The organism is Paraburkholderia sp. A1RI_3L (assembly GCF_048957895.1).
Taxonomy (GTDB): Bacteria; Pseudomonadota; Gammaproteobacteria; order Burkholderiales; family Burkholderiaceae; genus Paraburkholderia; species Paraburkholderia kururiensis.
The window spans coordinates 798061-822743 of record NZ_JARCHA010000002.1; the positions used below are offsets into that span (position 1 = coordinate 798061).

23 protein-coding genes are annotated in these 24683 nt (G+C 64.3%); 12 read left to right on the forward strand and 11 right to left on the reverse strand.

The annotated features are described in order from the left end of the window. Window positions 1-36 precede the first annotated feature (36 nt). The 8 genes from aroQ (at window position 37) to PXJ20_RS09765 (ending at window position 7516) form a co-directional block, all read left to right on the forward strand. Window positions 37-492: a type II 3-dehydroquinate dehydratase gene (gene aroQ / locus PXJ20_RS09730; RefSeq protein WP_017777081.1), complete on the forward strand. Its 456-nt coding sequence runs from the start codon at window positions 37-39 to the stop codon at window positions 490-492. Window positions 493-571: 79 nt separating this feature from the next. After that, on the forward strand, window positions 572-1036 hold the full coding sequence (accB, locus tag PXJ20_RS09735) for an acetyl-CoA carboxylase biotin carboxyl carrier protein (protein ID WP_017777082.1): 465 nt from the start codon (window positions 572-574) through the stop codon (window positions 1034-1036). Between the two features lie 180 nt (window positions 1037-1216). Further along, window positions 1217-2584, forward strand: coding sequence for an acetyl-CoA carboxylase biotin carboxylase subunit (gene accC, locus PXJ20_RS09740; protein WP_421029871.1), 1368 nt, complete (start codon window positions 1217-1219; stop codon window positions 2582-2584). Window positions 2585-2588: 4 nt separating this feature from the next. Continuing rightward, window positions 2589-3491: a 50S ribosomal protein L11 methyltransferase gene (prmA, locus tag PXJ20_RS09745; RefSeq protein WP_421029872.1), complete on the forward strand. Its 903-nt coding sequence runs from the start codon at window positions 2589-2591 to the stop codon at window positions 3489-3491. A 47-nt stretch (window positions 3492-3538) separates the two neighbouring features. Further along, the gene (locus PXJ20_RS09750; protein ID WP_421029873.1) at window positions 3539-5353 is read left to right on the forward strand and encodes a DUF3426 domain-containing protein; all 1815 of its coding nucleotides are present in this window, start codon (window positions 3539-3541) and stop codon (window positions 5351-5353) included. 77 nt (window positions 5354-5430) lie between these two features. Next, on the forward strand, window positions 5431-5931 hold the full coding sequence (tpx, locus tag PXJ20_RS09755) for a thiol peroxidase (RefSeq protein ID WP_017777087.1): 501 nt from the start codon (window positions 5431-5433) through the stop codon (window positions 5929-5931). 124 nt (window positions 5932-6055) lie between these two features. Further along, entirely contained in the window at window positions 6056-6994 is a 939-nt protein-coding gene (locus PXJ20_RS09760; protein WP_421029874.1) for a carbohydrate kinase family protein, read from the forward strand. 45 nt (window positions 6995-7039) lie between these two features. Continuing rightward, window positions 7040-7516, forward strand: coding sequence for a glycine zipper 2TM domain-containing protein (locus tag PXJ20_RS09765; RefSeq protein ID WP_017777089.1), 477 nt, complete (start codon window positions 7040-7042; stop codon window positions 7514-7516). A gap of 242 nt (window positions 7517-7758) precedes the next feature. Here PXJ20_RS09765 and PXJ20_RS09770 read toward each other — a convergent pair whose 3' ends face one another. From PXJ20_RS09770 to PXJ20_RS09800, 7 genes are all read right to left on the reverse strand, one after another. Continuing rightward, on the reverse strand, window positions 7759-8346 hold the full coding sequence (locus PXJ20_RS09770) for a histone H1-like DNA-binding protein (RefSeq protein ID WP_199543806.1): 588 nt from the start codon (window positions 8344-8346) through the stop codon (window positions 7759-7761). Between the two features lie 29 nt (window positions 8347-8375). Next, window positions 8376-8693 carry a hypothetical protein gene (locus PXJ20_RS09775; protein WP_081601906.1) on the reverse strand — a complete coding sequence of 106 codons (318 nt, stop codon included), beginning with the start codon at window positions 8691-8693 and terminating at the stop codon, window positions 8376-8378. 91 nt (window positions 8694-8784) lie between these two features. Further along, window positions 8785-10020 (reverse strand): ribonucleotide-diphosphate reductase subunit beta, encoded by a 1236-nt coding sequence (locus PXJ20_RS09780; RefSeq protein WP_026121908.1) that lies wholly within the window; start codon window positions 10018-10020, stop codon window positions 8785-8787. A 463-nt stretch (window positions 10021-10483) separates the two neighbouring features. Next, the gene (locus PXJ20_RS09785; protein ID WP_421029875.1) at window positions 10484-13513 is read right to left on the reverse strand and encodes a ribonucleoside-diphosphate reductase subunit alpha; all 3030 of its coding nucleotides are present in this window, start codon (window positions 13511-13513) and stop codon (window positions 10484-10486) included. A 471-nt stretch (window positions 13514-13984) separates the two neighbouring features. Beyond that, on the reverse strand, window positions 13985-14605 hold the full coding sequence (gene ampD, locus PXJ20_RS09790) for a 1,6-anhydro-N-acetylmuramyl-L-alanine amidase AmpD (protein ID WP_421029876.1): 621 nt from the start codon (window positions 14603-14605) through the stop codon (window positions 13985-13987). Further along, window positions 14602-14961 (reverse strand): PP0621 family protein, encoded by a 360-nt coding sequence (locus PXJ20_RS09795; protein WP_421029877.1) that lies wholly within the window; start codon window positions 14959-14961, stop codon window positions 14602-14604. The genes ampD and PXJ20_RS09795 overlap by 4 nt, the downstream gene beginning before the upstream one ends. Before the next feature lie 5 nt (window positions 14962-14966). Continuing rightward, on the reverse strand, window positions 14967-15896 hold the full coding sequence (locus PXJ20_RS09800) for a cytochrome C assembly family protein (RefSeq protein WP_017777095.1): 930 nt from the start codon (window positions 15894-15896) through the stop codon (window positions 14967-14969). Between the two features lie 81 nt (window positions 15897-15977). On the opposite strand from PXJ20_RS09800, the gene ffh reads away from it, so the two are divergent. Continuing rightward, a complete protein-coding gene (gene ffh / locus PXJ20_RS09805) occupies window positions 15978-17345 on the forward strand; it encodes a signal recognition particle protein (RefSeq protein ID WP_042302537.1) in 1368 nt (455 codons plus the stop codon). Window positions 17346-17493: 148 nt separating this feature from the next. Next, complete coding sequence (locus PXJ20_RS09810; protein WP_421029878.1) at window positions 17494-18045, forward strand: hypoxanthine-guanine phosphoribosyltransferase; 552 nt, start codon at window positions 17494-17496, stop codon at window positions 18043-18045. A gap of 124 nt (window positions 18046-18169) precedes the next feature. Here the strand turns inward: PXJ20_RS09810 and PXJ20_RS09815 are convergent, their stop codons facing one another. Then, window positions 18170-18766: a MarC family protein gene (locus tag PXJ20_RS09815; protein WP_421029879.1), complete on the reverse strand. Its 597-nt coding sequence runs from the start codon at window positions 18764-18766 to the stop codon at window positions 18170-18172. Window positions 18767-18785: 19 nt separating this feature from the next. After that, the gene (locus PXJ20_RS09820; RefSeq protein ID WP_421029880.1) at window positions 18786-20522 is read right to left on the reverse strand and encodes a proline--tRNA ligase; all 1737 of its coding nucleotides are present in this window, start codon (window positions 20520-20522) and stop codon (window positions 18786-18788) included. Between the two features lie 245 nt (window positions 20523-20767). Between PXJ20_RS09820 and PXJ20_RS09825 the strand changes: the two genes are divergently transcribed. Continuing rightward, on the forward strand, window positions 20768-21436 hold the full coding sequence (locus tag PXJ20_RS09825; protein WP_277596888.1) for an RNA pyrophosphohydrolase: 669 nt from the start codon (window positions 20768-20770) through the stop codon (window positions 21434-21436). Window positions 21437-21584: 148 nt separating this feature from the next. After that, complete coding sequence (locus tag PXJ20_RS09830) at window positions 21585-22145, forward strand: CNP1-like family protein (RefSeq protein ID WP_026121910.1); 561 nt, start codon at window positions 21585-21587, stop codon at window positions 22143-22145. Between the two features lie 21 nt (window positions 22146-22166). Here PXJ20_RS09830 and proB read toward each other — a convergent pair whose 3' ends face one another. Beyond that, window positions 22167-23285 carry a glutamate 5-kinase gene (gene proB, locus PXJ20_RS09835; protein ID WP_421029881.1) on the reverse strand — a complete coding sequence of 373 codons (1119 nt, stop codon included), beginning with the start codon at window positions 23283-23285 and terminating at the stop codon, window positions 22167-22169. 82 nt (window positions 23286-23367) lie between these two features. Further along, entirely contained in the window at window positions 23368-24501 is a 1134-nt protein-coding gene (cgtA, locus tag PXJ20_RS09840; RefSeq protein WP_042302543.1) for an Obg family GTPase CgtA, read from the reverse strand. Between the last annotated feature and the right edge of the window lie 182 nt (window positions 24502-24683).

The following is a 24683-nucleotide window of genomic DNA, read 5'->3' on the forward strand; positions in this document are numbered from 1 at the left end:
TAAAGTTCGCGCAATTCCACGGAAACTGAAGCGACCATGACCCGACTGCTGGTTCTGCACGGCCCGAACCTCAACCTTCTCGGCACCCGGGAACCCGAGGTCTATGGGCGCGTCACGCTGCCACAGATCGATCAGGCGCTCGCCGATCGCGCGGCCGATGCCGGCGTCGAACTGGCCACGTTTCAGAGCAATCACGAAGGCGCACTCGTGGACCGCATCCAGGCGGCCCGCACCGAAAAAACGGACTTCATCGTCATCAACCCGGCGGCCTACACGCATACGAGCGTGGCGATCCGCGACGCGCTGGCCGGAGTAGGCATCCCGTTCGTCGAAATTCATCTCTCGAACGTGCATCGCCGCGAGTCCTTCCGGCACCACTCGTATTTCTCCGACCAGGCCGAAGGCGTGATCTGCGGTTTCGGCTGGAAGGGCTATCTATACGCACTCGAATTCGCGCTCGACCGGCTCGCCGCCGCGCCGAAGCAAGCCTGAATCCGAATAACACCCAACCCGTGCCGGCACGCATCCACCATTGGTCGCCGGCGCTCTACGCATTGAAAGGGGCAGCCCAATGGATCTACGTAAACTGAAGACTCTGATCGACCTCGTTTCCGAATCGGGCATCTCGGAACTCGAAGTCACCGAGGGCGAAGGCAAGGTGCGCATCGTCAAGAATGCGCCGCCGGTTTACGTGCAGCAGTCCGCTGCGCCCTACCCCGCGCAGGTTGCGGCCGCCGCGCCCGTCGCGGGCCACCCGCTCGAAGCGCCCGCCGCCGCGGCACCGGCGCCCGCCGCTCCGCAAGGCCACGTGGTGACCTCGCCGATGGTGGGCACGTTCTACCGTTCGCCGTCGCCGGGCGCCGACCCGTTCGTGCAGGTGGGCGACACGGTGAAGGAAGGCCAGACGCTGTGCATCATCGAAGCGATGAAGCTGCTCAACGAGATCGAATCGGACGCAGCCGGCGTCATCAAGGAAATCCTCGTCGAGAACGGTCAGGCCGTGGAATACGGTCAGCCGCTCTACGTGATCGCGTAAGCGAGCAAGCCGCGCGCCGGCGCTGCGCACCGCTTTGCGCAGCGCGCCTGCCCTTGTTGCGCGCGCCCAGTACTCCGAGGCAGCCGCCCTTCGCTATTTCGTGCCTCCCGCGCATTCCGTACGTCTTGTGCGTTTTGCGCGATGCCGCGGCGGCGCCCACTGATGAGCCGAATACCCGCCATGTTTGAAAAAATCCTCATTGCCAATCGCGGCGAAATCGCGCTTCGCATCCAGCGCGCGTGCCGCGAGCTGGGCGTCAAGACGGTCGTCGTCTATTCGGAAGCCGACAAGGAAGCCAAGTACGTGAAGCTCGCCGACGAGGCGGTCTGCATCGGACCGGCGCCGTCGAATCTGAGCTATCTGAATATGCCGGCGCTGATCAGCGCGGCCGAAGTCACCGACGCCGAAGCGATCCACCCCGGCTACGGCTTTCTCTCCGAGAACGCCGACTTCGCCGAGCGCGTGGAGCAGTCCGGCTTCGTGTTCATCGGTCCGCGTCCGGAAACCATCCGCATGATGGGCGACAAGGTCACCGCCAAGCAGACCATGCTCAAGACCGGCGTGCCGTGCGTGCCGGGCTCGGAAGGCGCGTTGCCCGACGATCCGAAGGAGATCGTGAAGATTGCCCGCGCGGTGGGCTATCCCGTCATCATCAAGGCGGCGGGCGGCGGCGGCGGACGCGGCATGCGCGTGGTTCACACCGAGGCGGCGCTCGTCAACGCGGTGAACATGACGCGCGAAGAAGCGGGCCGTGCCTTCGGCAACCCGCAGGTCTATATGGAAAAGTACCTCGAGAATCCGCGCCACATCGAAATTCAGGTGCTCGCGGACTCGTTCAAGAACGCGATCTGGCTGGGCGAGCGCGACTGCTCGATGCAGCGCCGCCACCAAAAGGTGATCGAGGAAGCGCCGGCGCCGGGTATCGCGCGACGCCTCATCGACCGCATCGGCGACCGTTGCGCCGACGCCTGCAAGAAGATGGGCTACCTGGGCGCCGGCACGTTCGAGTTCCTGTATGAAAACGGCGAGTTCTACTTCATCGAGATGAACACGCGCGTGCAGGTGGAGCACCCGGTCACCGAACTCATTACGGGCGTGGATATCGTGCAGGAACAGATCCGCATTGCCGCAGGCGAAAAGCTCGTGCTGCGCCAGCGCGACGTGCAGTTCCGCGGCCACGCGATCGAATGCCGGATCAACGCCGAAGACCCGTTCAAGTTCACGCCGTCGCCGGGCCGGCTCACGTCGTGGCACATGCCGGGCGGCCCCGGCATCCGCGTCGACTCGCACGCCTACAACGGCTACTTCGTGCCGCCCAACTACGATTCGATGATCGGCAAGCTGATCGCCTACGGCGCCACGCGCGAGCAGGCCATTCGCCGCATGCGCATCGCGCTCTCGGAAATGGTGGTGGAAGGCATCCAGACCAACATCCCGCTGCACCGCGAGTTGATGCTCGACGCGAAGTTCGTCGAAGGCGGCACGAGCATCCATTACCTGGAAAATCGCCTCGCCGCGAGGCAGCAGGCGGCACCGGAAGAAGCGTAATTCCATGAGCTACCGGGAACTGATCGTCGAGCTGGACCGGCAGCGTGCCGAAGCCCTTTCGGACGCGCTGATCGAGCTTGGCGCGCTCTCGGTGTCGGTGGAAGACGCCGATGCCGACACGCCCGACGAGCAGCCGCTCTTCGGCGAGCCGGGCCTCACGTCCGAGCGCACGGCGTGGCAACACTCGCGCGTGATCGCGCTGATCGCGCCGGAACACGACCCGGCCCTGCTGCTTGCGGCGGCGGCCAACGAACTGGGGCTGGAGGCCACTCCGCCCTTTTCGCTGCGCGAGGTCGAAGAGCAGGACTGGGTACGGCTCACCCAGTCGCAGTTCGACCCCATCCATATCGGCAAGCGCATCTGGGTGGTGCCGTCGTGGCACGACGCCCCGGACCCCGACGCGCTCGTGCTCGAACTCGATCCGGGCCTCGCGTTCGGCACGGGCAGCCACCCGACCACGCGGCTGTGCATGGAGTGGATCGAAGAGACGGTGCAGCCTGGGCAGTCGCTGCTCGACTACGGTTGCGGCTCGGGCATTCTCGCGATCCTCGCGAAAAAGTGCGGTGCAAACCCGGTGGTGGGCATCGATATCGATCCGCAGGCCGTGGAATCGGCGCGGCACAACAGTGAACGCAACCACGCGGAAGTCACATACGGGCTGCCCGATGCCTGCCCGTCGGGCACGTTCGACGTCGTCGTGGCGAACATTCTTTCGAATCCGCTCAAGCTGATGGCGTCGATGCTGTCGTCGAAAGTGAAGCCGGGTGGACGTATCGCGCTTTCCGGCATACTCGCGCGCCAGGCCGAGGAAGTAGCGCGCGTCTACGAGCGCTGGATCGACATCGCGGTGTGGCGCGAGCACGAGGGCTGGGTGTGCCTTGCCGGAACGCGACGCGAAAGCCATTAGAATAGGCCGTATTTCCCACTTCACCGCCTAGCCGGTCAGCGGCCACCATGTTCCTCGTAACGCGCTGCCCCTTCTGTGAAGCCGTCTTCCGTATCCAGCCCGCGCAGCTCGCGCCGCGTCGCGGCCTTGTGCGATGCGGGCATTGCCAGGAAGTGTTCGACGCGTCGAGCAGTCTTTTCGAACTGCCGGCGGGCAGCGACTTCTCGGCGGCCGTGCCGGTGCCTGCAGATGTGGCGTCGGCGCTGGCGGCGCATGGCGGCGCCGGACAAACAGGGCGGGTTCAAGAGCACGCGGTAACGGCGGAAGAACAGTCGAAACCGCCAGTGGCCGAGGAAGCGCCTGCGGAGACGCGGTTGGCAGAAGAGCCGGCTGCGCAAGCGCCTTCTGCCGAAGTGCAGGCGGCTGAAGAAGTGCTTCGTGACGAAGAAGGCACGGCTGAAAGGGCGCTGGGCGGAACGGAGCCTTCTGAAGCGTCTTCTGTTGAACCGACTTCCGCTGAACCGACTTCCGCTGAACTGCCTTCCGCTGAACTGCCTTCCGCTGAACTGCCTTCCGCTGAACTGCCTTCCGCTGAGCCGCCATCCGCTGAGCCGCCATCCGCTGAGCCGCCATCCGCTGAGCCGCCATCCGCTGAACCGCCCTCTGCTGAAACCGCGTCTACGGAACCCCCGTCCGACGTTTCAACCGAAGAAGCGGCAGCGGCTTCCCCGGTGCACGACCCGCACGCTCCGCCATTCGCCAGTCCGCCGAATTTCCGCTCGCGCGCATGGGATCCCTGGTCGCCGCCGCACGACGCGAACGAAAACATCGGACCGCGCTTTCATGCCGGCAATCTGCCGCTGAGCCATCCGGCAGCCGCTGCGGCTCCGCCGGCCACGCTCGTTGACGTTCCCCCCCCCGACGTTGAGCCGCCTGAAACGCCCGCGGTAGAAAACGCCGAGGCAGTCATCCACTCCGCTCACACGCCAGAGTCGCCGGAACCCGAGCCTGCCTGGCAACCGCCACCCGACGAGGGGCCGCGCGACGCGACGGAGCCGACACTCGCGCCCGAACCCGAAGCGCCCTCGCACCATGAGCCGGTCTTTGCTGCGGCAAGCCCGGCCGCATCAGGCTGGGCACATGAACCGGACGAACCGCGCGAGCCGCATCTCGGCGAAGCAGCACACGCGGCTGAGGGTACGACGACGCGCGATGCCTGGAATGCCGACACCGATACCACTGCTGCCACCCCCGCCGCCACCGTAGGCGCCGCAGCAGGCGCAGCCGCCGCGATGGCCGCAGACACGCGCACGCTGTCGCCCGAACCCTTCGTCGCCGTGCCGCCCGACGACGGCGAGCGCCACTTCGCGGTCACGCGAGAAAAACGGGCGGCGCAACCGGGCCGCGTTGGCCTGCGGATTGCCGGCGGCCTGCTCGCAGTCGTGCTCTTCGTATTGCTGCTCGCCCAGCTCGCGTGGTGGCAGCGCGAAACGGTGATGGTGTACTGGCCTGCGTCGCAGCCGCTCTTTGCACAGGCCTGCGCGCAGCTCGGCTGCACCGTGGCGCCGCCGCGCGACATCGACGGGCTGCAGGTCGAGCCGCCCGATCTGCGCCAGGTGGACGGCCCACATCGCCTCGAACTGAAGATGCCGCTGCACAACCGCTTCAACGTGGCACTCGCCTATCCCGCCATCGAACTCACGCTGCTCGACAGCCAGAACAACGTCGCGATCCGGCGCGTCCTCTGGCCGCAAGACTACGTGCGGCCCGGTACGCCGATCGGCGCCGGCCTGCCCGCCCACACGACGCAGATGATGATCGTGCGGCTCGACATCGGCAACGCGGTCGCGTCGAACTTCCGCATCCAGATTTTTTATCCGTAACGGCATGACCGTTGCGTCTCAAGCGTCGGCGTGATCCGGCGCATTCACACACCACTACTGATCCTTCGGAGCACAACATGAGTCAAGTCACGCTGGGCGGCAACCCGATCGAAGTCGCCGGAAAATTCCCCTCCGTGGGCGAAGCGGCACCCGCGTTCTCGCTCGTCGGCAAGGACCTCAAGCCGGTCTCGCTCGCCGATTTCGCCGGCAAGCGCAAAGTGCTGAACATCGTGCCGAGCCTCGACACGCCGGTGTGCGCAACGTCCACGCGCAAGTTCAACGAGGCTGCAGGCAAGCTCCCCAACACGGTGGTGGTGGTCGTGTCGGGCGACCTGCCGTTTGCCGCCTCGCGCTTCTGCACGACTGAAGGTATCGACAACGTGGTCACCGCATCCACGTTCCGCGGTCATGACTTCGCGCAAGCCTACGGCGTTGACGTGACGAGCGGCCCGCTCGCCGGCCTGACGGCGCGCGCCGTGGTAGTGGTCGACGAGAACGACAAGGTGGTCCACGCCGAGCTCGTGAGCGAGATCAAGAACGAGCCGAACTACGACTCGGCACTCGCTGCGCTCAAGTAAAAACAGGCGCCACCGCCCGACGTTGCCGCGCTTCGATGCGACGCGCAGCAACGCCGGTGGTGGGCGCTCATGCCATTCACGCCACTCTCAGGCACTCGCACGCTCAATTGGGGGAATTCACGCCTTGGCTACGCTGATCTGCGGCTCGCTCGCCTACGACAACATCATGACTTTCGAGGGCCGGTTCAGGGAGCACATCCTGCCGGAGCAGGTGCACATCCTGAATGTGAGCTTCCTCGTGCCCACCATGCGTCGCGAGTTCGGCGGCTGCGCGGGCAACATCGCCTACTCGCTTCATCTTCTTGGCGGCGACGCGCGCATCATGGCGACGCTTGGCGGCGTGGACGCGCAACCTTACATCGACCGGCTCGACCAGCTAGGTCTCTCGAAGGCCCACGTGAAAGTGCTGCCCGACACGTGGTCCGCGCAGGCGATGATCACCACCGACCTCGAGAACAACCAGATCACGGCATTCCATCCGGGCGCGATGATGCAGTCGCATCTCAACCGCGCCGATCATGCGGACGGCATCACGCTCGGCATCGTCGCGCCCGATGGCTTCGACGGCATGGTGCAGCATGCCGAACAGTTCGCCGCGGCCGGCGTGCCGTTCATCTTCGATCCGGGTCAGGGCTTGCCGCTCTTCGATGGCGAGTCGCTGCGGCACGCCATTGAACTTGCCACTTACGTTGCTGTCAACGACTACGAAGCAAGCCTTGTAAGCCATCGCACCGGCTGGTCGATCGAAGACATTGCCGGCCGCGTCGAAGCGCTCATCGTGACGCGCGGCGAACAGGGTTCGCGGATCTATCATAAGGAAGGCGTAGAAGAGATTCCCGCCGTCACGGCACAGCGCGTGCTCGACCCCACGGGTTGCGGCGACGCGTTTCGAGGCGGCCTCCTCTACGGTATCGAGAACCGGCTCGGCTGGGCAACCACCGGGCGCCTCGCGAGCCTCATGGGTGCGCTCAAGATCGAGCACCAGGGCCCGCAAAACTACGCGCCTACTCGCGCGCAGATTGGCGAACGGTTCAAGCAGGCGTTCGGTTACGACCTGCCGTGAACGAATGAGGGCTCCGCGTGGAGCTCAGTATCTGGAGTAGAGAAAATGAAAACAACGAGTCGCGTCATTGCAGCAGTGCTGATCGCCGGATCGCTCGCCATGACGGGGTGCGCGTACAACAGCAGCTCCGCGGACGTCTACACGGCGTCGCAGGCGCAACGTGAAGAAACGGTCCGCATGGGGACCGTGGAAAGCGTACGGGCGGTGAAGATCAGCTCGAACAACGGGCAACCCAGTGGCCTCGGCGCGGTGGGCGGCGGTGCACTCGGCGCGGTGGCCGGCAGCACGATTGGCGGCGGACGCGGCTCGATCCTCACGGGTATCGTGGGTGGCATCGCAGGTGCCGTGGCTGGCAACGCCGTCGAAAACGGTGTGGCAATGCGCGATGGCGTCGAAATCACCGTGCGGCTCGACAATGGCGACCTGCGTGCCATCACGCAGTCGGCCACCGGCGAGATATTCCGCGCTGGCGAGCGCGTCAGGCTGCTGTCGAGCGGCGGCGTCACCCGCGTGACGCACTAGGAGCGCCCGTCGCGGCAAGGGTTCATTCCCCTGTACTGCGTCGGCGCGCCGCCGCTGACCGATCCTTTTGGCTGATTCTTGAACGCATGCACCTCGGTGCATGCGTTTTTTTGTGCGCTGGAAGATCCCGACGCGAGGCAAAAAAAATCCCGCCGCCGGGTTGCCGGTGGCGGGATGCGATTGAGTAGCCTTACTCAATCGTGAGACACACACGCGGTGTGTCGAGTCACTGCATCGACTGCTTACGGACGGCTGCCCGTCGGGAACGGCCATGCTGCTGCCGGGTTCAGCGCCGTCTTCACCGTGGCCGCAGGAGCGGTCGATTGGGCAGGCGCAGCGGGAGCGGCAGGGGCAGCCTTCTTCGCAGGCGCGGCCTTCTTGGCAGGGGCAGCCTTCTTCGCAGGCGCAGCCTTCTTGGCCGCAGCCTTCTTCGCAGGCGCCTTCTTGGCAGCCTTCTTCGCAGCGACCTTCTTCGTCGCTACTTTCTTGGCTGCTGCCTTCTTCGCCGGTGCGGCCTTCTTCGCTGCAACCTTCTTCACCGCGACTTTCTTGGCCGCTGCCTTCTTCGCCGGTGCAGCCTTCTTCGCTGCAACCTTCTTCACGGCGGCCTTCTTCGCCGGCGCCTTCTTGGCCGCAACCTTCTTCGCGGCTGCCTTCTTGGCCGGTGCAGCCTTCTTCGCTGCAACCTTCTTCACGGCGACCTTCTTGGCAGCGACCTTCTTCACCGCGACTTTCTTCGCGGCTGCCTTCTTGGCCGGAGCGGCCTTCTTCGCTGCAACCTTCTTCACTGCTGCTTTCTTGGCAGCGGGCTTCTTCTTGGCAGTTGCCATTTTTTTCTCCTTCAGGTTCAGATGAGAGGTCAGTTCAAACTACACCCTTCGTCAAAACCCGCTTCCCGCGGACGCGTCTCACGGCGATCGCTACGAAGCGGGCTATTCATCGGCGTACGCAGGTTCTGCGCGCTTACGCTAATGAATACGGTAAGGCGCGCCGTGCCAGCGGGCACCGCGCGCCAAGTCCATCCGGCATCGGATACCGACGCCGGCCAGCGTTTGATGAAGCCGCCGGCATTCTGGCCAGCGGCTTTTTCCGGGGGGAAGTTTGCCCATCCCACTGAAGGGTTCGCAAAGTGCCTGTCATGTTTTTGGGCCGCTAAGGCACCGGGCACGCTTTGCATCAGGCGTTCCTGCTCCTAATCACTATGGCCGGCAACCGCGTTTTCACGCTGCCGGCGCTCCCCATCGATCTTCTCTGCGATGCGCTCAGGGTCATTCCCAGGAAAGCGCCCCGCCAGTCTGATATTCAATGACACGCGTCTCGAAGAAGTTGCGCTCCTTCTTCAGGTCGATCATCTCGCTCATCCACGGGAACGGGTTCTCCTCGTTCGGGTACAGCGCATCGAGACCGATCTGCTGGCAACGGCGGTTGCAGATGAAGCGCAGGTAGCTCTTGAACATCGACGCATTGAGGCCGAGCACGCCGCGCGGCATCGTGTCCTCCGCATACCGGTATTCGAGGTCGACGGCCTGCTTGAAGATTTCGCGGATCTCCGCACGGAACTCAGCAGTCCACAGGTGCGGATTTTCGAGCTTGATCTGGTTGATGAGGTCGATGCCGAAGTTGCAGTGCATCGACTCGTCGCGCAGGATGTACTGGTACTGCTCCGCCGCGCCGGTCATCTTGTTCTGGCGGCCGAGCGCCAGAATTTGCGTAAACCCGACGTAGAAGAACAGGCCTTCCATCACGCAGGCGAACACGATCAGCGACTTGAGCAGAGCCTGGTCCGCTTCGAGCGTGCCGGTCTTGAAAGACGGATCGGTCAGCGTGTGGATGAACGGAATCAGGAATTCGTCTTTCGCGCGGATCGACGAAACCTCGTGGTACGCGTTGAAGATCTCGCCCTCGTCGAGACCCAGCGATTCGACGATGTACTGGTAGGCGTGCGTGTGGATCGCCTCCTCGAACGCCTGGCGCAGCAGGAACTGGCGGCATTCGGGCGCCGTGATGTGGCGATAGGTGCCAAGCACGATGTTGTTCGCCGCGAGCGAGTCGGCCGTGGTGAAGAAGCCGAGGTTGCGCTTGATGATGCGGCGCTCGTCGTCGGAAAGGCCGTTCGGGTCTTTCCACAGCGCGATGTCGCGGGACATGTTGATTTCCTGCGGCATCCAGTGGTTCGCGCAACCCGAGAGGTACTTCTCCCACGCCCACTTGTACTTGAACGGCACGAGCTGATTGACGTCAGTCTTGCCGTTGATGATGCGCTTGTCGGCCACGTTCACGCGCGCTTCCGGCGACACCGCCGGCGCAGCGGCCGCAGTGTTCTGCGCCGCGTACGGAGCAACTGCAATGTCGCCCGCGAAAACGTCTTGAGCCGAAGGAACCGGAGAGGCGGCACGCGCTACTGCCTGCGTACCGACAGCCATACCCGCCGCGTTGCGCAACACGTTCGGTTGCGAAGCGCTCGACGGAGTTACGGCAGTAATCTCGTCATCCCAGTTGAGCATATATGTCACCATCAATTTAGATCGGTTTGTACCATCTTTTCGTGAGCGATAAAAGGGTTCGCTCACGAAAATTCCCGTTTTCGATTCGCGTTGAGACCTGCATACAACACTTTCTCATCGCATCGCGAGCATCGCTTCATGCAGATAGAGCGAGCGATGCGTCGTCGAAGGTCTTCGCTTCATCACGAGCGCGTCTGCAAGAAGAGATTGAGACATGCTCGACGTGGTTGCTGCGAGGTTGTGAAGAGGTCTGTTGCGAGGCTCGTCGCAAGGTTCGTGATCAAGGCAGCAAACCTGGTTGAAGCGATGAGTCTGCGCAGCGTTCTTCGACCTTCGTTGTCTCGCAGTTGCGTACTTGCTGCTGAGGCTCGCAATCTTCGTGCGCCGCCGGATCGCGAGATGGGCGGCACACGAAGCCGTCGCCGCCCACCTTCCTCACTTCACCGCACGAGTGCTGCTGCGCTTACTGGCAGGCCTCGCACTCTTCGAAGCCAGGATCGCCCGGACGCATCATGCACACCGGGCCGTCGGCCTGCGGTGCTTCTTCTGCCACAGCCTGAACCGGCGCCGATGCCGATGCACCGGCAGCCACGATGCCGCCCGACGACGCGCCACCCGTCACGCCGAACGAGTTGCCGCCCGCTGCGCCGCCCATGCCACCCGCACCGCCCACACCACCGTCGCCGCCCGACGGCACGGCGTTCAACGCACCGTGTGCAACCGTCGACTTCTCGACGTGCGTCGCCGCCATCGTGCGCAGGTAGTAGGTGGTTTTCAGGCCGCGCACCCAGGCGAGCTTGTAGACCTCGTCGAGCTTCTTGCCCGACGCACCGCCCATATAGATATTGAGCGACTGCGCCTGGTCAATCCACTTCTGACGGCGCGACGCCGCCTCGACCAGCCACTTCGGGTCCACTTCGAACGCCGTGGCGTAGATCGCGCGCAGGTCGGCCGGGATGCGGTCGATACGCGAGAGCGAGCCGTCGAAATACTTCAGGTCGGCAACCATCACCTCGTCCCACAGGCCGCGTGCCTTGAGGTCGCGCACCAGGTAGTCGTTGACCACCGTGAATTCGCCCGAGAGGTTCGACTTCACGTAGAGGTTCTGGAAGGTCGGCTCGATGCACGCCGACACGCCGATGATGTTCGAAATGGTCGCCGTGGGCGCGATCGCCACGCAGTTCGAATTGCGCATGCCGTGCGTTGCAATGCGGGAACGCAGCGTCGGCCAGTCCATCGTTTCGCTGGTATCGACTTCGACGTAGCCGCCGCGCGCCTCGGCGAGCAGCTTCAGCGTGTCTTGCGGAAGGATGCCGCGATCCCACAGCGAGCCGCGGTAGCTCGAATAGCGGCCGCGCTCTTCGGCGAGTTCGGTGGAGGCGTAGTACGCGTAGTAGCAGACCGCTTCCATCGACCGGTCGGCGAACTCCACGGCCTCTTGCGACGCGTACGGCGTGCGCAGCAAGTGCAGGCAGTCCTGGAAGCCCATGATGCCCATGCCCACCGGACGGTGCTTCAGGTTCGAATTGCGCGCCTTGGCAACCGCGTAGTAATTGATGTCGATGACGTTGTCGAGCATGCGCATCGCCACGCTGACGGTGCGCTTGAGCTTGTCGTGATCGAGTGCGTACGAGCCGTCGGCCTGCTTCGCGAGGTGCGCGACGAGGTTCACCGAGCCCAGATTGCAGACGGCGATTTCGGTGTCGCTCGTGTTCAGCGTGATCTCGGTGCACAGGTTCGACGAGTGCACCACGCCCACGTGCTGCTGCGGGCTGCGGATGTTGCAGGGGTCCTTGAACGTGATCCACGGGTGGCCGGTCTCGAACAGCATGCCCAGCATCTTGCGCCAAAGCTGCGCCGCGGGGACCTTCTTGAACAGTTTGAGCTCGCCGCGCGCCACCTTCTCTTCGTAAGCGGTGTACGCCATCTCGAATTCGGCGCCGTACTTGTCGTGCAGGTCGGGGCAGGTGGACGGCGAAAAGAGCGTCCAGTCGCCGCCTTCCATCACGCGCTTCATGAACAGGTCGGGAATCCAGTTCGCCGTGTTCATGTCGTGGGTGCGGCGGCGGTCGTCGCCCGTATTCTTGCGCAGCTCGAGGAACTCTTCGATGTCGAGGTGCCACGACTCCAGGTACGCGCAGACCGCGCCCTTGCGCTTGCCGCCCTGGTTCACGGCCACGGCCGTGTCGTTGACCACCTTCAGGAACGGCACGACGCCCTGCGACTTGCCGTTGGTGCCCTTGATGTGCGAGCCGAGCGCGCGCACGCGCGTCCAGTCGTTCCCCAGGCCGCCGGCAAACTTCGAAAGCAGCGCGTTTTCCTTGAGCGCTTCATAGATGCCGTCGAGGTCGTCGTCCACCGTTGTCAGGTAGCACGAGGAGAGCTGCGAGCGGCGGGTGCCCGAGTTGAACAGCGTGGGGGTCGAGCTCATGAAGTCGAAGGTCGACAGCACGTTGTAGAACTCGACGGCGCGCGCTTCCCGGTCGATCTCGTTGAGCGCGAGGCCCATCGCGACGCGCATGAAGAACGCCTGCGGCATTTCGATGCGCGTGCCGTCCACGTGCAGGAAGTAGCGGTCGTAGAGCGTCTGCAGGCCGAGGTAGCCGAACTGCAGGTCGCGGCTCGCGTCGAGCGCGGCGCCAAGGCGCTTCAGGTCGAACTGCAGCAGCTTGTCGTCCAGCAGTTCTGCCTGCACGCCGCGCTTGATGAACTGCGGGAAATATTCGGCGTAGCGTTCGCCCATCTCCGCCTGGATGACTTCCTCTCCGAGGATTTCACGGCGAATGGTGTGCAGCAGGATGCGAGCCGTGACCTGGCTGTAGGCCGGGTCCTTCTCGATCATCGTGCGCGCGGCGAGGATGGCCGAGTCGTAGACCTGGCTCATCGGCACGCCGTCGTACAGGTTCTTGACCGTCTCGGCCACGATGGGGTCGGGATTCACCGCGTCGCCGAGGCCCTCGCAAGCCGACACGATCAGCGCACGCAGCGCGTTCAGGTCCAGCGGGAGCGTGACGCCGTTGTCGATGACGGTCAGGCCGGGCGCGCCCTGTGCGGCGCCGGTGTCCTGCGCATGCCCGCGCTCCTGGTTGCGCTTCTCGCGATACAGCACGTAGGCGCGTGCGACGTTGTGCTCGCCGCCGCGCATCAGCGCGAGTTCGACCTGGTCCTGAATGTCTTCGATATGGAACGTGCCGCCGTTCGGCCGGCTACGCAGGAGCGCGCGCACGACCGCCTGGGTGAGCTGGTCGACGAGTTCGCGTACGCGCGCCGATGCGGCGCCCTGCCCGCCGTTCACGGCCAGAAACGCCTTGGTCACGGCGATTGCGATCTTCGACGGCTCGAACGACACCACGCTGCCATTGCGGCGAATCACCTTGTAGTCGGCAAAGGTGGCCTGCGGGGCAAGCGACTGGCCAGCATTCTGTTCGCCAGTCAGCGGACGGCCGGCGGGTGCGTCTTCATACCGGGTCGTGACGTTATCGGTCGTTTGCATGTGCAAAGCTCCTGGTCCTGGAGAATATGCGGAGAGTTTCCGCGGATTAACAAGAGCGCCGCGCCGCCACGTGCGCGAGCGAGGAGAGGGAGAGGAAGGTCCAGCAAGGCCGGGCGGCCGGATGCGACAAAGCAGACGGGACAACGGTCTTCATCGTGTATGTCGCGATCACTGGCTGTGCCCTTCTTCTCGATTGATGCCGGTGCTGCTGAAGCGCTATTGCTAGCGGCACCGCACAAAAGTTTCGTACGCCTGGAATGCGCGCGGCGCCATGCTCGGGGAGCGGGGCGCCGCATTTAACACAAGATGTAGTGTCAACCTCAAAACTTGGCACTAAGTATAGTGGACTTTAGGCGGACCTCAAATTGATTTATTTGGCCTCGAACGCTTGACTTTTTGGAGCCCACGGCCGCATCGGGGCAAACCGCAAAGCAAGACTCCATGCGGGTTAGCGGCAGGAAGCGGCAGGACTTAAGACGGGCGGCGCGAACGCGCTTCGGGGTAGAGGTAGGGGAAATACCGATCCGCGAGACCGGTCTCGCGCTGCACGTGAAACCAGTCGAAGTGCGGACCAGGATCGGTCTTGCGGCGAGGCGCGATGTCCGAGTGACCGGCGAGCGCCGCAATCGGATAGTGGGCGGCGAGCGCCTTTACAAGCGCCACCAGGGCGGCGTATTGGGCGGGTTCGAAAGGGGTCGCGTCGGTGCCTTCAAGCTCGATGCCAATCGAAAAATCATTGCAACGCTCGCGCCCGAAGAAATTCGACAGACCCGCGTGCCATGCCCGTTGATCGCACGAGACGTATTGCTCGAGTGAGCCGTCGCGATGAATCAGGAAGTGCGCCGACACCCGCACGCCGCGCAGATGCGCGTCGTAATACGGGTGAGCATCGCAATCCAGACGGTTGAGGAAGAGATCGGAGATCGCCGTCCCGCTAAAGGTGCCGGGCGGCAGGCTGATGTTGTGCACGACGATCAGCGTCGGCACGGCGCCCGCAGGACGCGCCTCGAAGTTCGGTGACGCAAGGCGGCGCGCAGCAGCGACCCAGCCCTGCGCGTCGACGACGAAGCCTTTGGGAAGCGCCGCGCTCATCGCGCGCTGGTATCGCCGCCGGTACGGTCGCTACCTGCCCGCGCAGCCGCAGTCGCAGCCGAGGCACGAGCGACATAGCGCCGGGCGTGCTCCTCGCAGCAAAAGGACTGGCTGGCCGCCACGACAGACTCGCTCTTCGGCACGTGCACGCCGCACTCCAGGCAGCGGACCATCGGCTCCGCGAGCCGCGTACCGGCCGCGCCGGCTCGGTGGCTCGCCGTGTCCGCCTGCTGGCCGGCGGCACCGCGGCCGCCTGCGCCGGCACGGTCGGCCGGCCGCGCGTCGACACGGCGCAGCGCCTTCGCGAGCCATTGGCCCACAACGAACAGCAGGATCAGCAGAAAAATCTGTCTCATCGAATTCAGACCACAGGACGATGCAGCAGCACCTCAAAAACGAAACGGCTACCCACGTACGCGAGCAGCAGCGCCGCGAACGACGCGAGCACCCAGCGCAGCGCAGCGCGTCCGCGCCAGCCCGAGAGCTTGCGCGCCGTCAGGAGCGCACCGAACATCAGCCACGACAGGATCGCGAAGATGGTCTTGTGATCGAGCGTGAGCGCACGGTCGACCAGTTGCTCGCTGAACACGATGCCCGACGCGAGCGTGAGCGTGAGCAGCACGAAGCCCGCGCCGATCAGGCGAAACAGCAACTTTTCGAGCGTGAGCAGCGGCGGCAAAGTCTCCAGCCAGTTCGAGAGCCAGCCCTTGCGCGCGGCGCCGCGCTGCAGGCCGCCGCCGCGCAGCGCGTGCAGCCGGCGCTCCACCGCGAGCATCAGCACCGCATGCAGCGCAGCGATGGCGAAAAGACCATAGGCGACGTTGGCGATGACGAAGTGCAGCTTGAACATCGGCGCGGCCGCATAAGTCAGCACGTGGACGCCGCCGAAAACGAGCGGGAGCACCGATGCAACGGCCGCGAGCGGCAGCACGAGCAGCCGCAAACCGTCGAGCGGGAAGAAAAAGCTCTCTATCCAGTAGATGCCGGCGCCGAGCCAGAACATGGCCGAGAGCGCGTACGCGAAACCGAACACCATCGCGTTGGCGGGGAAGATGGTGGTGTGAAGCAGCAGGCCATGAACAATGAGCGCGAGGGACAGCACGCCGCGCGCTACCGGCCCCATGCCCGATGCCGGCTGGGCAGGTGCGCTTGCTCCGCCCGGCATCGCAGGCACCGTAGCCGCTACGCCGCCTGCGAGCGGCTGCACCGCGACGTGGCGGCGCGCGCGAAAGTCGGCAGCGCACAGGCCGCCGTACAGAAGCACGGTGAGGGCATACAGTACAATATCCATAGTTGCAGTTTACTATAGGCCCCTCTCTCGCGACGGCTCCCGCTTTGCGCGACATCCGGGCCGCACTGTCCACCATCCCCCATGCTCGACACTCTCACCCAACGGATGGCGCGCGTCGTCAAGACGCTGCGCGGCGAAGCCCGGCTCACCGAGGCGAATACCCAGGAGATGCTGCGCGAAGTGCGTCTCGCGCTGCTCGAGGCCGACGTCGCGCTGCCGGTGGTGCGCGACTTCATCTCCAAGGTCAAGGAAAAGGCGTTGGGCGAGGAAGTGCTCGCCAGCCTCTCGCCGGGCCAGGCGCTCGTCGGCGTCGTGCAGCGCGAGCTGACGGCGGTAATCGGCGGCGACTACGAAGGCAAGGCCGCCGAACTCAATCTCGCTGTCGCGCCGCCCGCGATCATCCTCATGGCCGGCCTGCAGGGCGCGGGTAAGACGACCACCGTCGGCAAGCTCGCGAAGCTGCTGCGCGAGAAGTACAAGAAGAAAGTGCTCACCGTTTCGTGCGACGTCTATCGGCCGGCCGCTATCGCGCAGCTGAAGACCGTCACCGAACAGGTGGGCGCGGAGTTCTTCCCGTCGCAGCCCGACCAGAAGCCCGTCGACATCGCGCGCGCCGCGGTGGACTGGGCAAAGCGTCACTATCACGACGTGCTGATCGTCGACACGGCCGGCCGGCTCGGTATCGACGAAGCGATGATGCAGGAGATCACGGCCCTGCACGACACGCTGAATCCCGCGGAAACGCTGTTCGTGGTCGATGCGATGCTGGGCCAGGACGCCGTCAACACCGCGAAGGCGTTCAACGACGCGCTGCCGCTCACCGGCGTCGTGCTCACCAAGCTCGACGGCGACTCGCGCGGCGGTGCCGCGCTCTCCGTGCGGCACGTCACGGGCAAGCCGATCAAGTTCGTTGGCGTCGCCGAGAAGCTCGATGGTCTGGAAATTTTCTATCCGGACCGCATGGCGAACCGGATTCTCGGCATGGGCGACATTCTCGCCCTCGTCGAAGAGGCGCAACGCGGCGTCGACGTCCAGCAAGCGCAAAAGCTCGCCGACAAGGTCAAGAAAGGCGGCGACTTCGACCTCAACGACTTCCGCGCCCAGTTGTCCCAGATGAAGAAGATGGGCGGCCTCTCGTCGCTCATGGACAAGCTGCCTGCGCAGTTCCAGCAGGCCGCGTCAGGCGCCGACATGGGACAGGCCGAAAAGCAGATGCGCCGTATGGAAGGCATCATCAATTCGATGACGCCCGCCGAACGTGCGAAGCCCGAACTCATCAAGGCGACGCGCAAGCGCCGGATCGCCGCGGGCGCGGGCGTGCAGGTTCAGGAAGTGAACCGCATGCTCAACCAGTACGAGCAGATGCGCACCATGATGAAGAAGCTCAAGGGCGGCAACCTGCAGAAGCTGATGCGCGGCATGAAGGGCATGATGCCCGGCATGCGCTGAAACGAACGTTCGCGGCTGGCCGGCCCTGCGTCGGTCAGCCGTTTTTTTGAGCGGCGAACGTGCCGGACGGGGCACGGGTTTATGCTATAGCGCACGCCGCCGTTCTCGCCCACACTCATATAGACAGGGACAACGCCCGCTACACGTCATGAATCGCGAAGAAGCTCTCCATATTTTCCGCCACTCCGAAGAGATCGTCTCCGCAGACGAAGTCAACGCGTCGATCAGCCGGATGGCCGGCGCGATCCGAGCCGAAATGAGCAACGAGTTCCCGCTCGTGCTGTCGGTGATGGGCGGTGCGGCGGTGTTCACGGGCATGCTCCTGCCTCACCTCGATTTCCCGCTCGAGTTCGACTACATCCACCTCACCCGCTATCGGAATACGACAAAGGGCAGCGCTGAGATGCAGTGGCGTGTGGCGCCGGCCGAATCGGTGAAAGACCGCGTGGTGCTCGTGCTCGACGACATCCTCGACGAAGGCGAGACCATGGCGGCCATTCGCGACCGCATTCTCGACATGGGCGCAAAGCGCTTCCTGTCGGCGGTTTTGTGCGAAAAGATCATCAAGAAGGCGAAGCCGCTGCGCCCGGACTTTTGCGGATTCGAAGTGCCGGACCGCTACGTGTTCGGCTGCGGTATGGACGCGAAGGGTTACTGGCGCAATCTGCCGACCATCCGCGCGCTCACCGAAGACGCGTAACCCTGACGGCGCATTTGCATAAGGGCGCGGCGCGTGAAGCCGCGCTTGACGCCTGGACCAGCGCCCCGCCCGGTGTCTGGGCGATACCGGGACGCAACACACCGAACGCGGAAAATCGGCTCATCTAAAGCTGGTGGACGAAGCTCCTGATCCCGCCCAGCATCATCTCCACCGAAATCGCCACGAGCACGAGCCCCATCAGGCGCTCGAAGGCCGTCACCGTCTGCTCGCCGAGCCACTGCTGAATGCGCTCGGCCAGCAACAGCACGATCGCGCACACGATCATCGTCACCGTGAGCGCGCCGATCCATTCGAGCATCTTCCCGGGTGCCTGCGACGTGAGCAGCATGACCGTTGCGAGCGCAGATGGGCCGGCGAGCGCCGGAATGGCGAGCGGCACGATGAGTGGCTCCCCGCCCTTCACGTGGCCGAATGGTCCGCCCGGATGCGGAAAAATCATTCGCAGCGCGATCAGGAACAGCACGATGCCACCGCCGATGCGCAGCGACTGATCGGTGAGACTCATCATGCGCAGGAAGCGGTCGCCGACGATCATGAACACCAGCAGGATCACGAACGCGATCGCCACTTCCCGCAGAATCACGACGACCCGCCGCCGAGCGGTCACGCCGCGCAAACAACCGATGAAGAGCGGGATGTTGCCGAGCGGGTCGGTGATCAGCACGAGCAGGATCGTCGCGGACAGAAACGTGTATTCCACCGCGTTTCTCCTGTCCTGATCAGCGAGCGAGTGCGGCGCGGACTTTTTCCGTTACCGTGGCGGCGGCGCTTTCCACGGGCAGCAGCGTCGGTTCGGCATCGCGACGCGCCTGGTACTCGATCTTGCCTTCCTTCAGGCCGCGCTCGCCGATGACGAGCCGGTGCGGCACGCCGATCAGTTCCCAGTCGGCGAACATCACGCCCGGACGCTCACCGCGGTCGTCGAGAATCACGTCGATGCCGGCCGCCACGAGCTGATCGTACAGACTGTCGGCGTGCTCGCGCACGGCGTCGCTGCGGTCATAGCCCATCGGGCACAGCACGACTTCGAACGGCGCAATCGCCTCGGGCCAGATGATGCCCTTGTCGTCGAAATTCTGTTCGATCGCCGCGCCCAGAATGCGCGTGACGCCAATGCCGTAGCAGCCCATCAACATGGGCTGCGGCTTGCCGGTTTCGTCGAGGAACGTCGCGCCCATGGCTTCCGAGTAGCGCGTGCCAAGCTGGAACACGTGGCCCACTTCGATGCCGCGGCAGATGTCGATCGTGCCCTTGCCGTCCGGCGACGGATCGCCCTTCTTGACGTTACGGATGTCGGCAACCACGGGCTCCGGCAGATCACGGCCCCAGTTCACGCCGGCGATGTGATAGTCGACTTCGTTCGCACCCACGACGAAGTCGCTCATGTTCGCGACCGTGCGGTCCGCGATTACGCGAACGGGCTTCTTCGTGCCGACCGGGCCCAGATAGCCCGGCGGCGTACCGAACCACTCGACGATTTCCTCTTCCGTGGCGAACCGGTGGTCCGCGAGACCGGGCAGCTTGCTCGCCTTGATCTCGTTGAGGTCGTGGTCGCCGCGCAGCATCAGCAGCCAGATGGTGGGCTCGGCGCCCTCGTTCTCGGTGGCAAGCACGATGGACTTGATGGTGCGCTCAAGCGGGATGTTCAGCAGCTCGGCCACCGCCTCGCACTTCGCCTTGCCGGGCGTGGCGACCTTCTGCATCGGCTCGGCGGGCGCCGCACGCTGGGCGACCAGCGGCAACGCTTCCGCGGCCTCGACGTTCGCCGCGAACTCCGAGGTCGGACAGTAAGCAATCGCGTCTTCGCCCGTGTCGGCGATCACGTGGAACTCGTGGGAGCCCGTGCCGCCGATCGCGCCGTTATCGGCCGCGACCGCGCGGAAGTCCAGCCCGAAGCGCGTGAAGATGCGCACGTAGGCGTCGTACATCTTGCGATATGACTCGCGCAGGCCGTCCATGTCCTTGTCGAAGGAATAGGCGTCTTTCATGATGAATTCGCGCCCGCGCATCACGCCGAAGCGCGGACGGATCTCGTCGCGGAACTTCGCCTGGATCTGATAGAAATTCACCGGCAGCTGGCGATAGCTCTTGACCTGGTTACGCGCGATGTCGGTCACCACTTCCTCGTGCGTCGGCCCCAGCACGAAGTCGCTCTGCTTGCGGTCCTTGAAGCGCAGCAGTTCCGGCCCGTATTTCTCCCAGCGCCCCGACTCTTGCCACAGCTCCGCAGGTTGCACCGACGGCATCAGCAGCTCGATTGCCCCCGCGCGGTTCATCTCTTCGCGCACGATCGCCTCGACCTTGCGAATAGAGCGCAGCCCGATAGGCAGGTAGTTGTAGATGCCGCCGGCCACGCGCCGGATCATGCCGGCGCGCACCATCAGTTTGTGGCTGACGATTTCCGCGTCAGCAGGAGCTTCCTTCAGGGTGCCGATAAAGAAACGGGAGGCTTTCATTCAGAGTTTTCCAAAAGCGGCGGCCAGGACAGGCCGCCCGAAGAAGGTCAAACGGCGGGATTTCCGGACCTGCGTGGCGGTGGAAACGCCAAACCATTCCCCGCGGCGGGCCCGGTGTCCGGGCACCCCTGCCGCCACGCTGCGCGCTGCGACGGGAAATTGTTCCAACCTGGTGCCTGTCCGGTGCGTCAGGACCGTTATCTGTTTATAATCAAAGCAATTTTAAAGGATTCGAAGGTGGTTGTATGCTGGATCGTGAAGGCTTTCGCCCGAACGTCGGCATCATCCTCTTGAACGCTCACAACGAGGTGTTTTGGGGCAAACGGCTTCGCGAACATTCCTGGCAGTTTCCGCAAGGGGGCATCAAGTACGGTGAGACCCCCATGCAGGCGATGTATCGGGAGTTGCACGAAGAAACCGGCCTGCATCCAGAGCACGTCAAGATCATTGGTCGCACGCGCGACTGGTTGCGTTATGAGGTGCCCGACAAGTTCATCAAGCGCGAGGTGCGCGGTCACTACCGCGGCCAGAAGCAGATCTGGTTCCTGCTCAGGATGCTCGGACGCGATTGCGACATCTGTCTGCGAGCGACCGATCACCCCGAGTTCGACGCCTGGCGCTGGAATGAATACTGGGTGCCGCTCGACGCCGTGATCGAGTTCAAGCGGGATGTCTATCAGCTTGCGCTGACGGAATTGTCGCGTTTTCTGCGGCGCCCTGCGCCGCGCCCCGAGCGCAGTGGGGCACATGCGCATGGAGCGCGGTACCCCCGCGTCGCGTCGTCTGCCCACGAGGCGGCGACGATTTCGCAAACGCTCGTGACCGTCGAGACAACGACCATCCACACCACTGTGGAGGGTGACTGCGGATCGATGGAAAGCCTGACCGTTCGCAGCATAGACCCGGCCTCCTGATCGTTTTGCCGCTGTTTCGACCGTTCTTCGTTGAACGGTTGGAGCGGCGGACTGTACCTGCCTGTCGTGGCACTTCTGGCGGCACTTCACGCGCCGCTGCCGCCGGTGATTCGTTCGAACGAACCGCCGGCGTTTCGAGGACATCATATTGAAACGATTTGCTTTGGCCGTGGCGTGCGTCGCCACCGGGGCGCTTCTCGCTGCCTGCTCCAGCACGCAGCCCAAAACCAACCAGGACGACAGCGTGTTCACCTACCTGTTCGACAAGCCGGCGAACTGGACGGAGAACAAAGTCGAGACACTTCCTCCCCTGCCGCAGCCTGGCGCACGCCTGTTGCCGTTCGACGTCTCGCAGAACACGCCGCTCAGCTTCGGGGTGGACCCGGGCTCGGTTTCGGTAGGCAGCGACGGCGTGGTGCGCTACACGGTGGTAATCACCAGCCCGACCGGCGCGCGTAACGTCAACTACGAAGGGATCCGCTGCGATACCTATGAGTGGCGCCAGTACGCTGGTCTGAACGCCGATCACGACGGCTGGGACCGCTCGGTCGCAACCGACTGGAAGCGAATCGAGAACGGCAACCTGAATGCCTATCAGGCCGCGCTGTATCAGGATTACTTCTGCGCGAACAAGATTCCGACGGGTTCGGCGCAACGGATCGTCGAGAACATGCGCTACAAGCGCACCGCGACTTCGCTCATCCACTGACCGACTGACGGCGCCAAGCCGTCAGATCAGCACCAGGTTGTCGCGATGGATCAGTTCGGGCTCGAGCATGTAGCCGAGCACGGACTCGATCTCCCCGCTCGGGTGGCGCTGGATCAGTTTGGCTTCGGCACTGCTGTAATTGGTGATGCCGCGAGCGACCTCGACGCCCGTGCCATTCAGACAGGCGATCACCTCGCCGCGCGCAAAGGCGCCCTGCACGGCGACGACGCCGATCGGTAGCAGGCTCTTGCCGCCTGACGTGAGCTTCTCGACAGCGCCGTCGTCGATCACCACGTGGCCGCGCACCTGGAGATGGTCGGCCATCCATTGCTTGCGCGCCGTCATACGCGCCGTGCGCGCGATGAGCTGGGTGCCGATCGCCTCGCCTGCGGCAAGTCGTAGCAGCACGTCGAACTCCCGGCCGCTCGCGATCACGGTGTTCGCGCCACTGTGAGCGGCGCGCTTGGCGGCCAGAATCTTCGTGAGCATGCCGCCACGGCCGATGCTCGAGCCCGCGCCGCCGGCCATGGCCTCGAGCTCATGCGCACCGGCGTCGGCCTGGGCCACGAGCGTCGCGTTCGGATCCTTGCGTGGATCGGCGGTATAGAGGCCGCGCTGATCCGTGAGAATGATGAGCGCGTCGCCTTCGATCAGGTTCGCGACCAGCGCCCCCAACGTGTCGTTGTCACCGAACTTGATTTCGTCGGTAACCACTGTGTCGTTCTCGTTGATGATCGGCACCACACCCAGCCGCAGCAGCGTCAGCAGCGTGGAACGCGCGTTGAGATAGCGTTCGCGGTCGGCGAGGTCCCCGTGCGTGAGCAGAATTTGCGCGGTGCGGATGGAATGCTCGGCGAAGCGGCTCTCGTAGACCTGCGCGAGCCCCATTTGCCCCACCGCAGCGGCAGCCTGCAGTTCGTCGATTTCGCGCGGACGCTTCGTCCAGCCGAGCCTCTGCATACCCTCCGCGATCGCCCCCGAACTCACCAGCACCACTTCCTTGCCTGCGCTGCGCAACGCCGCGATCTGTGCGGCCCAGCGGCCGATAGCCTCGTGATCGAGCCCACGCCCGTCGTTGGTGACGAGGCTCGATCCCACTTTCACAACGAGACGCCGGGAATCGGCAATGACGGAACGCATGCTGCGCAATCTCCGCGATAACTGATGATGCTGGAGGAACGCCGGCGCACGAGTCATTGCGAACACCGGCGGAACATATAGCCTACCCTTGCGACGGGTCTGGTGCTGTTCCAGCCTCGCCCTCATTCTGACCGGACGCGCCAGGCGCGCCGCGAAACCGCACGTCGGAGGCCAGATCTTCGGCCTCCTCGGCACGTCGGGCGTCAGAATGGGCGGCGACGTAGTCGTACACGGCGTAGCAGAGGTTTTCGCAGCCTTGGCCCGTGAGCGCGGAAATTTCGAAGACAGGGCCGTCCCACTCGAAGCGCTTGACGAAGTCGGCCACGCGCACTTCGCGCTCTCCTTCCGGCACCATGTCGAGCTTGTTCAGCACCAGCCAGCGAGGTTTCTGATAGAGCAACTCGTCGTACTTGCGCAGTTCGTTGACGATCGCTTTCGCTTCAGCGACCGGATCCGTGCCCTCGTCGAATGGCGCAAGGTCCACGAGATGCAGCAGCAGCCCGGTGCGCTGCAAGTGGCGCAGGAATTGGTGCCCGAGTCCCGCGCCTTCCGCGGCCCCCTCGATCAGCCCCGGAATATCCGCGATGACAAAGCTCTTGCCAGGCGCCACGCGCACCACACCGAGATTGGGCGCGAGCGTCGTGAACGGGTAATCGGCAATCTTCGGCTTCGCGTTCGAGACAGACGAAATGAAGGTGGACTTGCCCGCGTTCGGCATACCGAGCAGGCCAACGTCTGCGAGCACCTTCAGCTCCAGTCGCACCATGCGGCGCTCGCCGGGCTTGCCCTCTGTCTTCTGGCGCGGCGCCCGGTTCGTAGACGACTTGAAGTGCAGATTGCCCAAACCACCGGCACCACCCTTCGCGACCAGCACACGCTGGTTGTGCTCGGTCAGATCGGCAATCAGTTCGCCAGTGTCGATATCGGTAATGATCGTGCCGACGGGCATGCGCAGCGTGATGTCGTCGCCGCCCTTGCCGTAGCAGTCCGAGCCGCGCCCATTCTCGCCATTGCGCGCCTGATGCTTTTTTGTATAGCGGTAGTCGATCAGCGTGTTGATGTTGCGGTCCGCGATGGCATAGACGCTACCGCCGCGTCCGCCGTCCCCGCCGTCGGGGCCGCCGAACGGGACGAACTTCTCGCGGCGCATCGACGCGCTGCCATCGCCCCCATCGCCGGCGATGACTTCGATCTTCGCTTCGTCAATGAACTTCATGCGTTACTCCGTCCCGTGTTTTCGCTATTTTGCCGCGCTGCGCGGGCCGACACCAACTGACCGAACGGCCAAGGGAATTGAGTCCGCGATTGTCCGCATGCGAGCGCGCAGCGCGTTCGCAGCACCAATGAAAAAGGCCCCGCAAACTTCGCGGGGCCTTTCATCCGGTCAGTTACCCGTGC

What these genes read in the sequence shown, in the direction of transcription:
- aroQ (WP_017777081.1), top strand. Translation starts at nt 37, where the DNA reads ATGACCCGACTGCTGGTTCTGCACGGCCCGAACCTCAACCTTCTCGGC.
- ffh (WP_042302537.1), top strand. Translation starts at nt 15,978, where the DNA reads ATGCTCGACACTCTCACCCAACGGATGGCGCGCGTCGTCAAGACGCTG.
- PXJ20_RS09810 (WP_421029878.1), top strand. Translation starts at nt 17,494, where the DNA reads ATGAATCGCGAAGAAGCTCTCCATATTTTCCGCCACTCCGAAGAGATC.
- cgtA (WP_042302543.1), bottom strand. Translation starts at nt 24,501, where the DNA reads ATGAAGTTCATTGACGAAGCGAAGATCGAAGTCATCGCCGGCGATGGG.
- PXJ20_RS09795 (WP_421029877.1), bottom strand. Translation starts at nt 14,961, where the DNA reads ATGAGACAGATTTTTCTGCTGATCCTGCTGTTCGTTGTGGGCCAATGG.
- tpx (WP_017777087.1), top strand. Translation starts at nt 5,431, where the DNA reads ATGAGTCAAGTCACGCTGGGCGGCAACCCGATCGAAGTCGCCGGAAAA.
- PXJ20_RS09800 (WP_017777095.1), bottom strand. Translation starts at nt 15,896, where the DNA reads ATGGATATTGTACTGTATGCCCTCACCGTGCTTCTGTACGGCGGCCTG.
- PXJ20_RS09775 (WP_081601906.1), bottom strand. Translation starts at nt 8,693, where the DNA reads ATGCAAAGCGTGCCCGGTGCCTTAGCGGCCCAAAAACATGACAGGCAC.
- PXJ20_RS09765 (WP_017777089.1), top strand. Translation starts at nt 7,040, where the DNA reads ATGAAAACAACGAGTCGCGTCATTGCAGCAGTGCTGATCGCCGGATCG.
- PXJ20_RS09770 (WP_199543806.1), bottom strand. Translation starts at nt 8,346, where the DNA reads ATGGCAACTGCCAAGAAGAAGCCCGCTGCCAAGAAAGCAGCAGTGAAG.
- PXJ20_RS09820 (WP_421029880.1), bottom strand. Translation starts at nt 20,522, where the DNA reads ATGAAAGCCTCCCGTTTCTTTATCGGCACCCTGAAGGAAGCTCCTGCT.
- PXJ20_RS09780 (WP_026121908.1), bottom strand. Translation starts at nt 10,020, where the DNA reads ATGCTCAACTGGGATGACGAGATTACTGCCGTAACTCCGTCGAGCGCT.
- PXJ20_RS09785 (WP_421029875.1), bottom strand. Translation starts at nt 13,513, where the DNA reads ATGCAAACGACCGATAACGTCACGACCCGGTATGAAGACGCACCCGCC.
- prmA (WP_421029872.1), top strand. Translation starts at nt 2,589, where the DNA reads ATGAGCTACCGGGAACTGATCGTCGAGCTGGACCGGCAGCGTGCCGAA.
- PXJ20_RS09825 (WP_277596888.1), top strand. Translation starts at nt 20,768, where the DNA reads ATGCTGGATCGTGAAGGCTTTCGCCCGAACGTCGGCATCATCCTCTTG.
- accB (WP_017777082.1), top strand. Translation starts at nt 572, where the DNA reads ATGGATCTACGTAAACTGAAGACTCTGATCGACCTCGTTTCCGAATCG.
- proB (WP_421029881.1), bottom strand. Translation starts at nt 23,285, where the DNA reads ATGCGTTCCGTCATTGCCGATTCCCGGCGTCTCGTTGTGAAAGTGGGA.
- PXJ20_RS09750 (WP_421029873.1), top strand. Translation starts at nt 3,539, where the DNA reads ATGTTCCTCGTAACGCGCTGCCCCTTCTGTGAAGCCGTCTTCCGTATC.
- ampD (WP_421029876.1), bottom strand. Translation starts at nt 14,605, where the DNA reads ATGAGCGCGGCGCTTCCCAAAGGCTTCGTCGTCGACGCGCAGGGCTGG.
- accC (WP_421029871.1), top strand. Translation starts at nt 1,217, where the DNA reads ATGTTTGAAAAAATCCTCATTGCCAATCGCGGCGAAATCGCGCTTCGC.